The organism is Kitasatospora sp. NPDC048545 (assembly GCF_040651155.1).
Classification (GTDB): domain Bacteria; phylum Actinomycetota; class Actinomycetes; order Streptomycetales; family Streptomycetaceae; genus Kitasatospora.
In genome coordinates, this window is sequence record NZ_JBEZIQ010000034.1 from 57247 (window position 1) to 69244 (window position 11998).

At 76.6% G+C, this 11998-nt stretch carries 5 protein-coding genes; 1 reads left to right on the forward strand and 4 read right to left on the reverse strand.

What is annotated here, in order from left to right:
- Nucleotide 1 precedes the first annotated feature (1 nt).
- From AB0D10_RS28515 to asnB, 4 genes are read right to left on the reverse strand one after another with little or no spacing between them, the layout of a single operon-like run.
- On the reverse strand, nucleotides 2-6454 hold the full coding sequence (locus tag AB0D10_RS28515) for an amino acid adenylation domain-containing protein (protein WP_360261813.1): 6453 nt from the start codon (nucleotides 6452-6454) through the stop codon (nucleotides 2-4).
- A complete protein-coding gene (locus AB0D10_RS28520) occupies nucleotides 6451-8196 on the reverse strand; it encodes a non-ribosomal peptide synthetase (protein ID WP_360261814.1) in 1746 nt (581 codons plus the stop codon). The genes AB0D10_RS28515 and AB0D10_RS28520 overlap by 4 nt, the downstream gene beginning before the upstream one ends.
- Entirely contained in the window at nucleotides 8193-8942 is a 750-nt protein-coding gene (locus tag AB0D10_RS28525) for an aspartate/glutamate racemase family protein (protein WP_360261815.1), read from the reverse strand. Before AB0D10_RS28525 ends, AB0D10_RS28520 begins: the two co-directional genes overlap by 4 nt.
- A complete protein-coding gene (gene asnB / locus AB0D10_RS28530) occupies nucleotides 8939-10822 on the reverse strand; it encodes an asparagine synthase (glutamine-hydrolyzing) (protein WP_360261816.1) in 1884 nt (627 codons plus the stop codon). Before asnB ends, AB0D10_RS28525 begins: the two co-directional genes overlap by 4 nt.
- Before the next feature lie 301 nt (nucleotides 10823-11123).
- Here asnB and AB0D10_RS28535 point away from each other — a divergent pair, with 301 nt between their 5' ends.
- Nucleotides 11124-11930: an alpha/beta fold hydrolase gene (locus AB0D10_RS28535; RefSeq protein WP_360261817.1), complete on the forward strand. Its 807-nt coding sequence runs from the start codon at nucleotides 11124-11126 to the stop codon at nucleotides 11928-11930.
- The last annotated feature ends 68 nt before the right edge of the window (nucleotides 11931-11998 follow it).

Consider the following 11998-nt stretch of genomic DNA (forward strand, 5'->3'; position numbering starts at 1 on the left):
TTCAGTCCCTCCCTGTCGGTGTGTGCTGGTCGGCGGCGGTCGTCCCGTCGGCCCGGTCGCGGGCCTCGCGACGCGCCCGGGCCCGGGCCCGGACGGCGTTCTGGCGTCGCTCGCCGCGCGGCTCGGCGGACTCGGCCGGGGCCCGGCCGTCCGGGGTGCCGGCGCCGCCGGTGAGGCCGGCCGCGAACTCGGCGATGGTCGGCCGGCCGAAGACGTCGACCAGCCGGACCGGCCGCTCCAGCCGGCGGGCCAGCTCCAGCTGGAGCCGGGCCGCCAGCAGCGAGTCGCCGCCGGCTTCGAAGAAGTTGGTGTGCCGGCCCACCGGACCGCCGCCGAGCAACTGCCGCCAGGCGTCGGCGACGACCTGCTCGACGCCCGCCAGCGGGGCCGCGTCGGCGGGCCGCGCGGCGGCCTCGGGCCGGGGCAGCCGGGCCCGGTCGCGCTTGTTGGTGCGGGTCCTGGGCAGCGCGTCCAGCAGCATCACGGTGTCCGGCACCACGGCCGCGGGCAGCCGCTCGGCCAGGTGCGCTCGCAGGTCGGCGCCGGTGGTCCCGGGCGTGGCGACCGCGTAGCCGACCAGCCGTCGGGCCGGGCCCTCGCCGTGCGCGGCGGCGGCCGCTTCGCGGACCCCGGGGTGCCGCTCCAGCAGGGCCTCGATCTCCTCCAGCTCGATCCGGTTGCCGCGGATCTTCAGCTGGCTGCCGATCCGGCCGGTGAAGGCGAGTTCGCCGTCCGGCAGACGGCGGCCCAGGTCCCCGGTGCGGTACAGCCGGCCGTCCGGCTGCCACGGGTCGGCGACGTACGCCCGGGCGCTCTCCTCGGGGCGGCGGTGGTACGCGCCGGCCAGGAAGTCGCTGCGCAGGTGGACCTCGCCGACGACCCCGACCGGGCAGAGCCGGCCGCGGTGGTCCAGCACGACGGCCTCCCGGCCCGGGATCGGGGTGCCGATCGGCACGCCGGCGGGGAAGTCCTCGCCCGGCGCCAGCTCCCGGTGGGTCGCCAGCACGCACTCGGTGGGCCCGTACAGGTTGTGCAGCCGCGGCCGGTCGGGGCGGTGCGCCCAGGCGGTGGCGAGGGCCACCGGGAGCACCTCGCCGGCCATCAGCACGTGCTCCAGGTCGGGCAGTCCGGTGCCGGTGGCGTCCAGTGCCTCGGTGACGAGCTGGAAGAAGGCAGGGACGGTCTGGATCTGGGTGATCCGTTCGGCGCGCAACCATTCGGCCACCGCGACCGGGTCGCGGCGCAGCCCCTCCGGCGGTAGGCAGAGCACCGCTCCCGAGCAGAGCGCGGCGAACACCTCGGTGTACGCGGCGTCGTAGGTGAACGGCGCCCACTGGGCGATCCGGCTGTCCGGCCGGATGCCGAAGCGCACGCGCTGCCAGTCGGCGAACTGGGCGAGCGCCGCGTGCGGCAGCGCGATGCCCTTGGGGGTGCCGGTGGACCCGGAGGTGTACACCAGGCAGAGCGGGTCGCCGGGACCGGCGGCCGGTGCGGGCAGTGCCGCCGGGGCGGCCGGTGCGGTGGTGCCGGCGTCCGGCACCTCCGGGTCGAGGGCCTCGACCGGGACGCCGGCGAAACACCCGCTGTCGTCCCGCAGTCCGGGGTGGCGGGCCAGCGCGTCCTCGGCGGCCAGCAGGCAGACCGGCTCCGCGTCGGCCAGCAGGGTGGTCAGCCGGGCGTCCGGGTCGGCCGGGTCGAGCACCGCGAAGGCGGCACCGGTCTTGGCGACGCCGAGGACTGCGGCGGTCTGCACCGGGCCGGCCGGGAGCAGCACCGAGACGAACCGGCCGGGCGCGGCGCCGCGGGCCAGCAGCCGGGCCGCGACGGCGTCGCTCCAGGCGTCGAGCCGCCGGTAGCCGACGGTCCGGCCGCCGGCGCGGATCGCCGGGGCGTCCGGGTGGGCGGCCGCCCGGGCCCGGAACAGCTCGGACACCGGGACGGCGTACTCGGCGCGCGCCTCGCCCGCCGGTCGGGCCGGGCCGGGGTCGGGCAGCCCGGCGCCGCCGAGCCGCACCGCGTCGAGGGGGGCCTCGGGCGCGGCCAGGGCGGCCCGCAGCAGGGTGTGGAAGTGCCGGGCGAAGCGCTCGGCGAAGTCCGGGCCGAAGCGGTCGGCGGCGTACTCCAGGCCGCCGGCGATCCGGTCGGGGTGCTCGTCCAGAGCCAGGGTGAGGTCGTACTTGGCGGTGCCGGTGGGCAGGTGTCGCAGCACACCGGTGGCGGGGCCGAGCCGCACCTCGGTCGGCGGCGCGTCCTGGAACACCAGCGAGGCCTGCGCCAGGCTCGGCCGGCCCGGTTCGCGGGGCAGGCCGAGGCCGGCCACCAGCCGGTCGAAGGCGACCAGCGGGCGGCCGAGGTCGGCGGCCAGCGCCCGCCCGGTGCGGGCGACCAGCTCGGCGAAGGACGGCGTGCCGGACAGGTCCACGCGCACCGGCAGGGTGTTCACCAACGAGCCGACCAGCGGCTCCAGTTCGGGCCGGTCGCGGTTGGCCGCGGGGACGCCCACGACCACGTCGTCGCTGCCCGCGTAGCGGCCGAGCAGCGTCGCGTACACGGTGAGCAGCAGGGTGAACGGCGTGGTGCGCAGCCGGGCGGCGCCCTGCCGGAGCCCGGCGGTCAGCTCCGCCGGCAGTGCCACCGGCAGGGTCTCGCCGGAGCCGGCCGGGCGGGTCAGGGCGGGCACGTCGGTCGGCAGGTCGAGCACCCCGGGGTGCCCGTCGAGCCGCTTCAGCCAGTACTCCAGCTGCTCCTGACGGATCGTCAGGCCGGGTTCGGCGGCGCAGTCGGCCGCGTGGTCGGCGAAGCCCAGGGCGAGCGCGGGCGGCGGCCCGGCCTGGCCGAGGCGGGCGGCGTAGAGCGCGGCCAGTTCGCGCACCGCCACGCCGATGGACCAGCCGTCCACCGCGAGGTGGTGCGCCGTGCACAGCAGCACCGAGCGCTCCGGGCCGGTGCGGACCAGGGTGAGCCGCAGCAGCGGCCCGGTGGCCAGGTCGAACGGGCGGACGGCTTCCGCGCCGGCGAGCGCGGCCACCTCCTCGGGCGTCGCGTCCAGGACGGTGAGGGCCGGCGCGGGGGACGGCGCGAGGACCAGGACCGGGCCCTCCTCCCGCAGTTCGCACCGGGCGGCGAGCACCGGGTGGCGCGCCACCAGGTCGGCGAACGCCCCCTGGAGGGCGGCCGGGTCCACCGGACCGGTCAGGTCGAGGGCGGCCGGCAGGTGGTAGGCGGGCGAGTCCGGGTCGAGGCGGTGCAGCAGCCACAACTGGCGCTGCTGGTCGGTCATGGGCACCGTGTCGGGCGCGGCCGCCGCCCCGCGGCTCGCCGGGCCCGGCGCGTCCGGCCGGGTGCGGGCCAGCGCGGCCGGGGTGGGGTCGGTGTAGAACTCGGCGAGCGAGGGCGCGCCGCCGAAGCGGGCCCGGACCCGGCCGAGCAGCCGGGTGGCGGCGATGGAGTTGCCGCCGGCGGCGAAGAAGTCGTCGGTGGTGCCGACCCGTTCGGCCGGCAGGCCGAGCACCTCGGCCCAGAGCGCGACGGCGGCCCGCTCGGCCTCGGTGACCGGCTCGGTCCGGCCCGCGCCGGCGAACTCCCCGGCCCGGCGCAGCAGCGCGGGCCGGTCCACCTTGCCGCTGGTGTTCAGCGGCAGTCCGGGCAGGACGGCGACGGTGCCGGGCACGGCGGCGGCGGGCAGCCGCTCGCGCAGGTGGCGGCGGAGCAGTTCGGGCAGCGCGTCGTCTCCGGCCCCGGCGGTGACGAAGGCGACCAGCCGGGGTGCGGCCGGCTGCTCCCGGTCCACCACGACGGCGGCCTGGCGGACGGCGGGGTGGGCGGCCAGCAGGGACTCCACCTCGCCGACCTCGATGCGGTGGCCGAGGATCTTCACCTGCTGGTCGGCCCGGCCCAGCACCACGATCCGGCCGTCCGGCAGGTGCCGGGCCAGGTCGCCGGTGCGGTAGACGGTGCCGCCGGCCGGGTCGACCGGGTCGGGCACGAAGGCGGCGGCGGTGAGCTCGGGACGGTTGCGGTAGCCGTCGCTCACCCCGGCGCCGCCGATCACCAGCTCGCCGACGGCGCCGCGCGGCACCGGTCGCAGCCGCCGGTCGAGGACGTAGCAGACCGTCCGGGCCACCGGGCGTCCGACCGTGACGGGTTCGCCGGGCAGCACCCGGCCGACGGTGGACCAGATGGTGGTCTCGGTCGGCCCGTACAGGTTCCACAGTCCGGCGCAGCGGGCCAGCAGCCGGTCGGCGAGGCCGGCGTCCAGCGCCTCGCCGCCGCACAGCGCCCGCAGTCCGGGAAGGCCGGGCCAGCCGCCGTCCAGCAGTCCGCGCCAGAGCGAGGGGGTGGCCTGCATCGCGGTGGCGCCGCTGCGCTCCAGCAGCGCGCCGAGGGCCTCGGCGTCGCGGACGCTCTCGCGCGGCGCGACCACGACCCGGCCGCCGGCCAGCAGCGGGGCGAACAGCTCCAGGACGGAGATGTCGAAGGTGATCGAGGTGACGGCGAGCAGGGTGTCCTCGGGGCCGAGGCCCGGCTCGGCACGGACGACGCTGTGCAGCAGGTTGGCGACGCAGCCGTGCGGCACCGCCACGCCCTTGGGCAGCCCGGTGGAGCCCGAGGTGTACATCAGGTACGCGAGGTCGTCGGGCGCGGGGCCCGGGGCGGGGGGCGCGGCGGCCCCGCCGTCCTCGGCCAGCAGCGCGGCCGGGTCAGCGGCGGGCAGGCCCGGGAGGGCATCGCCGATCAGGAGGCGGGCGCCGCTGTCGGTGAGCACGTGCTCGGCGCGGGCGGCGGGCATGGCCTCGTCCAGGGGGACGAGGACGGCCCCGGCCCGCCAGAGGCCGACGATCAGGGGCACCAGCGCGGCGTCGCGGTCGACCCGCAGGGCCACCCGGTCGCCGGGCGTGATGCCGTGCCGGGTCGTCAGCCGGTGGGCGACCCGGTCGGCGGCCGCGTCGGCGCCGGCCCGCGTGAGGGCGGTCCCGGGGGACTCGACGGCCGGTGCGGCGCCGTCGTGCCGGGCGAGGGCGCGCAGCCCCTCGGGGACGGTGGCCCACGCGCGGTCGCCGTCGGGTGCCCGGTTGAAGTCCACCAGGACCCGGTGGCGGCGCTCCGGTGAGAGCACCGGCAGCTCGGCCAGCGGCCGGTCCGGGTCGGCGGCGGCGGCCTCCAGCAGGCACAGCAGGGAGTCCGCGAACTCGGCCACCGTCTCGGGCGCGAGCAGCGCGGTGCGGTACTCCAGGGTGGCGTCGAGCGCGCCCGAGGGGCGCGGCCGCAGGAAGAACGTCAGGTCGTACTTGGCGGTGCCGCTGTGCGAGGGCGCCGGGGTGGTGCGGACGCCGGGCAGCTCCAGGGTGGTGGTGGGGCCGCTGTGGAAGGAGTACATCAGCTGGAACAGCGGGGTGCGCCCGCCGGCGGCCCGGCCGAGGCGCTCCAGCACCAGGTCGAAGGGGGTGTCGCGGTGCCTGAGGTCGGCCTTCAGGTGCTGCCGGGTGCGGGCCAGGGCCTGGCGGAAGCTCGGCTCGCCGCTCAGGTCTCCGCGGTGGGCCACGATGTTGAGCAGCGGGCCGACCACGCCGGCCAGCGCGGTCCTGTTGCGGGTCGCCACCGGCATGCCGACCACCAGGTCGTCCTGGCCGGTCCAACGGGCGGCGGTGGCGCAGTAGGCGGTCAGCAGCACGGTGGACAGGCTGGCCAGTTCGGACCGGCCGAAGGCGCTGAGCCGGGCCGCCAGTTCGGCGGGGACGGTGAAGTGGTGCAGCGCCCCGGCGGCCGGGTCGGTGCCGCGCCCCGGGTCGGCGGGCAGGTCGGCGGTGGGCAGTTCGCCGCCGAGCCGGGCCGTCCAGTGGTCGAGTCCGGCGCCGTCGCCGGCCCCGGTGCGCTGCCAGGCGGCGTAGTCCCCGAAGTCGGGGCCGTCCGCCCGGGCGGGGGCCTCGGCGGTGCCGAGCGCGGCGGCGTAGCAGGCGGCGAGGGATTCGAGGAAGACGCCGAAGCCCCAGGCGTCCACCACGATGTGGTGGGCGGTGAACAGCAGCAGCGAACGGTCCTCGCCCAGCCGGAACAGGTGGGTCCGCATGAGCGGGGGCCGGTCGAGGTCGAAGGGCACGGCGACGGCGCGGGTGACCAGCCCGGCGAGGTGCTCCTCGAGGTCGGACTCGGGCACGCCGGTCAGGTCGACGGTCTCGACGCCGGGGCGGACGCGCTCGGCGAAGGCCTGGTGCGGCTCGCCGTCCGGGCCGGTGACGACGGCGCAGCGCATCATCTCGTGCCGTTCGGCGACGGCGTCCAGCGCCCGTTCCAGGGCGGCCGCGTCCAGCGGACCGCTGACGTGGAAGGCGGCGCTCTCGTTGTGCAGGGCGGTGCCGGGCAGCACCTGTTCGGCCCGCCAGATGGACCGCTGGGCGTACGAGAGCGGGGCGCGGCCGAGGTCGGCGCGCACCGGCAGGGAGGTGTCGCGGCTCATCGGCGCTCACCGTCCGGCTCGGCCCCGTCGCGGCCGGCGGCGACGGCCGCGGCCAGCCCGGCGACGGTGGGGGCGCCGACGTACACCCGCAGCGGCACCTCGACGCCGAAGCGGGTGCGCAGCCCGTCCAGCAGGCGGGCGATGCCCAGCGAGTCGCCGCCGAGCAGGGCGAAGTCGTCGTGCCGGCCGACGGCGGGCACGTGCAGCAGCTCGCGCCACAGTTCGGCGATCCCGGCCTCCAGGCCGTCCAGCGGCTGTTCGCCGGTGTGGCCCGCGCGCGCGGCGGCGGGGCTGGGCAGCGCCCGCCGGTCGGCCTTGCCGCTGAGGGTGCGCGGGATCGCGGCGAGCCGGAGGTAGAGGGCGGGTCGGGCGGCGGCGGGCAGGCCCTCGGCGGCGTACGCGCGCAGTTCCTCGTCGGTGACGGCGGCGGCGACCAGGTAGGCGCAGAGCACCGGTTCGCCGTCGGCCTCCTCGGCCACGGCGGCGCAGACGTCCGCGACCCCGGGGTGGCGGCGCAGCAGGTCCTCGATCTCGCCGAGTTCGACCCGGGCGCCGTTCACCTTGACCTGCTGGTCGCGGCGGCCGAGGACCTCCAGGACGCCGTCGGCGCGCAGCCGGCCGAGGTCGCCGGTGCGGTAGCGGTCCGGCCCGACGAAGCCGCCGCGGGCATCGCCCAGGTAGCCGGCCAGCGGGAACGGGGTGCGGATCTCGATCTCGCCGATCGCCTCGGTGACGGGGCGTCCGGCGGCCAGCACGGTGACCTCGACGCCGGGCATCGGCAGGCCGGCCGGGACGGTTCCGGCCTCGGTGTCCTCGGCGGTGAGCCGGCGGAAGACCTTGGTCATGGTGGTCTCGGACGGCCCGTACAGGTTGACGAGGTCCTTGTCGGCCCCGAACAGCCCGCGCCACCAGGCGACGTCGCCGGGGCGGACCGGCTCCCCGGCGAGCAGCGCGGCGCGCAGCCGGGGCAGGGAGCCGGCGGTGAGCCCGGCGGCGCGCAGGGTGCGGAACACGGTGGGGACGCAGTGCAGCAGTTCGATCCGCTGCTCGGCCAGCCAGCGGCCGAGGGCCGCGCCGACCGGGACGGCGCCGGGTGCGGGGACGACGGCGGTGCCGCCCGCGCAGAGCGGGACCAGGGCGTCGCGCAGGAAGGCGTCGAAGCCGGGGGAGGTGAGCATGGAGACCCGGGTGCCGGGCGTGACGCCGAACTCGGCGATCTCCCAGTCCAGGAAGTGGGCGACGGCCTCGAAGCTGCCCCGGATGCCCTTGGGGCGGCCGGTGGTGCCCGAGGTGAAGTAGACGTAGCCGGCGTCGGGGCCGTCGAGGCCGCGCCAGGCGTCGGCCGCGAACGGCAGGGCGGTGACCGACTCGGCGTCGAGCAGGGGCAGCGCGTCCTGGCCGGCGGCGGCCAGCGCGGCACGGCCCGCGGCGTCGGCGAGGACGGTGCCCGGCCGCAGGTCCTCCAGCAGGGCGGTCCAGCGCGCGGCGGGCTGGCGGGTGTCCACGGGGGCGAACGGGCGGCCCGTGGCGGCGCAGGCGAGGACCGCCGCGACCACCGGGACCGGGTCGGCGCAGACCACCAGGACCGGGCCGGTGCCGTCGGCGAGCCGGGCACGCAGACCGGTGGCCAGGTCGGCCAGGTCCCGGTGGCTCCAGTCCCGGTCGGCGGTGGCGAGGGCGGGTTCGGCGGCTCGCTGCCCGACCTGGTCGGCCCAGCGGTCGAGGATGCTCGTGCGGCTCACAACTCTCCGTTCATGATCCGGTGCGCCACGACCGTCAGCGGGTCGAGGGAGGGGAGGGACTCGCTCAGACCGGCGTCCTCGATCGCCCTGGTGACCAGGTGCAGCTCGGTGCAGGCGGCGACGAAGGCCCGCACCCCGTAGCGGGGCAGGGTCTCGCGCAGGAAGTCGATGGCGAGGGCGGGGTCCTCGCCGCGCTTGAGGCGGTGGATCCGGTGGTGCAGCGCCTCCTGGTCGGCCGGGCGCAGGGCGACCAGCCGTTCGGCGGCGCGGGCCCCGGCGGGCCCGGAGGTGAGGATGCCGGCCCGGGCGGTGCCGGAGGAGCAGAGCAGCAGGTGCGGCTCGGTGGCGGCGGCCAGTTCCTCGTGCACCACGTCGACCAGGGAGACGCAGCTCGCCGCGAGGTCGGCCGGCAGGTCGCCGAGCACGTGGTGGGCGGTGATGCAGGCGATCACGGTGCGCTCCGCGCCGGCCGCCCGCAGTCCGCGCAGCGAGGTCTCCACGGCGCGCCGCAGCGCGTCGAGTTCGCCGCTGCCGATGGCCTCGGTGCGGTCGACCACGGCGGGGTCGGACCAGAGCAGCAGCCGGGGGGTGTCCTGTTCGGGCTGGAGTCGGCAGGCCCGGTAGACGGTGCGCAGCAGTTCGGTGGAGGCCAGCGGGCCCATGCCGCCGAGCACCCCGATCAGCGGGTGGCGTGGGCGGGTGCCGGAGCCGGGGGCCGCGTCGGTGGTGGTGGCGGTGGCGGTCATCCCAGACACGGCAGATCGAACTCCTCGACGAACAGGGCGAAGGTCGCGACGAGCATCAGGTAGTCGGTGTCCAGGTGGGCGTGCACCTGGTGGCCGTCGGCGCGCTGACGGGCAGTCAGGGCTGCAACGGTGTCCGGGTTGAAGTAGCCCTGACGGCGCACGGTCGCGGGGGAGACCAGCTCCTCGAACCAGTCGGCGCCGGTGCTCAGCAGGTGGCTGCTGGTCTGGCCGCGGAAGCCGTACTTCTGCCGGCTGAGCACCTCGCCGGGGACGAGCCCCTCGGCGGCCCGGCGCAGCACGGCCTTCTCCCGGCCGTGGGCGAGCATCAGCTCCGGCGGCAGCGTGGTGGCGTGGTCGACCACGGCGTTGGCCAGGAAGGGGAAGCGCAGCTCGACGCCGTTGGCCAGGGCCATCCGGTCGCCGTGGTCGCCGAGCAGGTGGTCGGCGAGCCGCAGGTGGTAGTCGAGGTAGGAGCGCTGGTGCAGGGGGTGGCGCCCGGCCAGCCGGTCGGGGTCGACCAGGCGCTGGGCGGTGACGGAGAACTCGTCCAGGGAGGGGGCCAGGTCCTCGGCGTACAGCTCGCGGCGGAATTCCTGGGCGGGCAGCTGGTCCTGCTCGTAGGCGAGGTCGACGCCCCACATCCGCTCGCGGAACTCCCGTTCCAGGGAGGCGTCGAGGCCGGTGAGCCGGCTGCCGCCGAGGCCGGTGGCGTCGAAGCGGTAGCCGGGGTAGCCACCGAAGAGCTCGTCGGCGCCCTCGCCGCTGAGCGCGCCGACCGTCCCGGCGGCGCGGACGGCCTCGGACAGGGCGAGCGAGCAGACGTTGTAGGACTCGCGCACGGGGGCCTCGGCGTGCCGCACCATCGCGGTGATCCGCTCGGCGACCTCGTGCTCGCCGACCGGGACCTCGTGGTGGTCGGTGCCGAGCTTGCCGGCGACGAGCCGCTGGTGCGGGCCTTCGTCGAAGTCGCGGCCGGGGAAGGTGACCGAGAAGCTGGGCCAGGCGTGGCCGGGCCGGGCCCGGGCCATCAGGGCACCGATCAGGCTGGAGTCGAGGCCGCCGCTGAGGTACATGCCGATCGGCACGTCCGCGAGCAGCCGGCTGCGGACGGCCGCGTCGAGCAGGTCGGCGGTGCGGTCGGCGTACCGGCCGAGCTCGCGGTCCAGGTCCGCGGGGGCGACCGGGTCGAGGTCGGCGGCGAGTGGGAAGTCGAGGTCCCAGTACCGCTCGGTGCGTACGCCGGCGGCGTCGGCGACGAGCCGTTCGCCGGGGCGCAGGGCGCTGATGCCCTCGAACATGGTGCGCGGGCTGACCAGCCCGGGCAGGGTCAGCACCTGGTCCAGGCCGCGCAGGTCGACCCGGGCGCGGACGGCGGGGTGGCGCAGGATCGCCTTGATCTCCGAGGCGAAGACCAGCAGGCCGTCGACGACGGTGTAGAAGAGCGGGACGATCCCGGCGCGGTCGCGGGCGAGCAGCAGCCGCCGCTCGGCGGTGTCGTGCAGCGCGAAACCGAACTGGCCGTCCAGGTGGGCTGTCAGGTCCTCGCCGTACTCCCGGTACAGGTGGACCAGCACCTCGGTGTCGTTCTCGGTGCGGAAGCGGTGGCCGCGGCGGGCCAGTGCCGCGCGCAGTTCGCGGTGGTTGTAGATCTCGCCGTTGCAGACCGAGACCAGCGAGGCGTCCTCGGTGCGGTGCGGCTGGTTTCCGTGGGCGAGGTCGTTCAGTGCCAGCCGGCGGAAGCCGAAGGCCACGCCGTCGCCGACGTGGTGGCCGTCGTCGTCCGGGCCGCGGTGCACCAGGCACGCCGTCATCGCCCGGACGGCGTCGGCATCGGCCGGGCGACCACCGCCCAGGACGAATACGCCGGTTATTCCGCACATTGTGTCCGTCCCTCTCCCGTCGGATGTTCGCACGAGCTGCCGGAAATACTCTGGAAATATCCGCAAGAAGCCCGGACGGATAGCACCGTAACAGAGCCCGGCGGCCCGGGAAAGACCAAGATCCTTAATTCTTCTTCAGGCAGTTTCGGGCATGGCAAGGCCTCGGAGTGGCCGGATCCAGCATTTTCCGGGCACGCCGAATTGCGGGCTGGACCAACCCGAAAATTAGCGCCTAAAGTCTTCCCCGGAGGCCTGCCGAGCAGGCTTCGTCGAATTGAACGGGAAGGGAAAAGAAACAGCTATGACCGGATGGCCCGCCATATTGCCCGACGAGGTGGCCCGGTGGACGCCGTGGCACCGGGACGCCGAGCCGAACGGGCGGACCGGGCCCGTGCGCGTCTACTGCCTGCCGCACGCCGGCGGCTCCGCGAGCGCCTACCTGCCGTGGGCCCGGGAGACCGGACAGCCCGACCTGACGATCGTTCCGGTGGAGCTCGCCGGCCGGGGCACCCGCCTCGCCGAGCCGTCGGCGACCGCCATGGACGAGGTCGTCGACGGCCTGCTCGCCGTGCTGGCGAACCGCCCGGCCGACGAGCCGTTCATGCTCCTCGGCCACAGCATGGGCGCCCGGATCGTCTACGAGACGACCCGCCGGCTCGCCGCCGCAGGACGGCCGCTGCCGCTCTCCCTCGTGGTCTCCGGCGGACGGGCGCCCGGCACGCCGGACGTCGCCCGGCTGCACGACCTCACCGACGACGACCTGCTGGACCGGATCGTCGAACTCGGCGGCACCCCGGCCGAGGTCCTGGAGTTCCGGGACCTGATGCGCATGGTGCTGCCGGTGCTCAAGGCCGACGTGACGCTCCTCGCCGAGTACAACGAGCGGACCCGGCCGACCGTGCTGCCCTGCCCGGTGCTGGCGCTCGGCGGCGCGGACGACCTGATGGCCGGACCGGAGTGGATCACCGGCTGGCGCTCCACCACGGCGGAGCGCTTCCGCCACCGCATCCTGCCCGGCGACCACTTCTTCCTGCACCAGCAGCGCGCCGAGGTGCTCGCGGAGCTCGCGGCGGAGGCCCGGGCGGGCCTGGAGGTGTCGGGCGCCTGACCCCGGCCGCCCGGCCCCGTGCACCGGGACCGGGCGGTGGGCGGTGGTCCGTCCGGAGCGCGCCGGAC

Excerpts from the sequence above, each read along its gene's own strand:
- AB0D10_RS28515 (WP_360261813.1), bottom strand. The coding sequence starts at position 6,454 with ATGAGCCGCGACACCTCCCTGCCGGTGCGCGCCGACCTCGGCCGCGCC.
- AB0D10_RS28525 (WP_360261815.1), bottom strand. The coding sequence starts at position 8,942 with ATGACCGCCACCGCCACCACCACCGACGCGGCCCCCGGCTCCGGCACC.
- asnB (WP_360261816.1), bottom strand. The coding sequence starts at position 10,822 with ATGTGCGGAATAACCGGCGTATTCGTCCTGGGCGGTGGTCGCCCGGCC.
- AB0D10_RS28535 (WP_360261817.1), top strand. The coding sequence starts at position 11,124 with ATGACCGGATGGCCCGCCATATTGCCCGACGAGGTGGCCCGGTGGACG.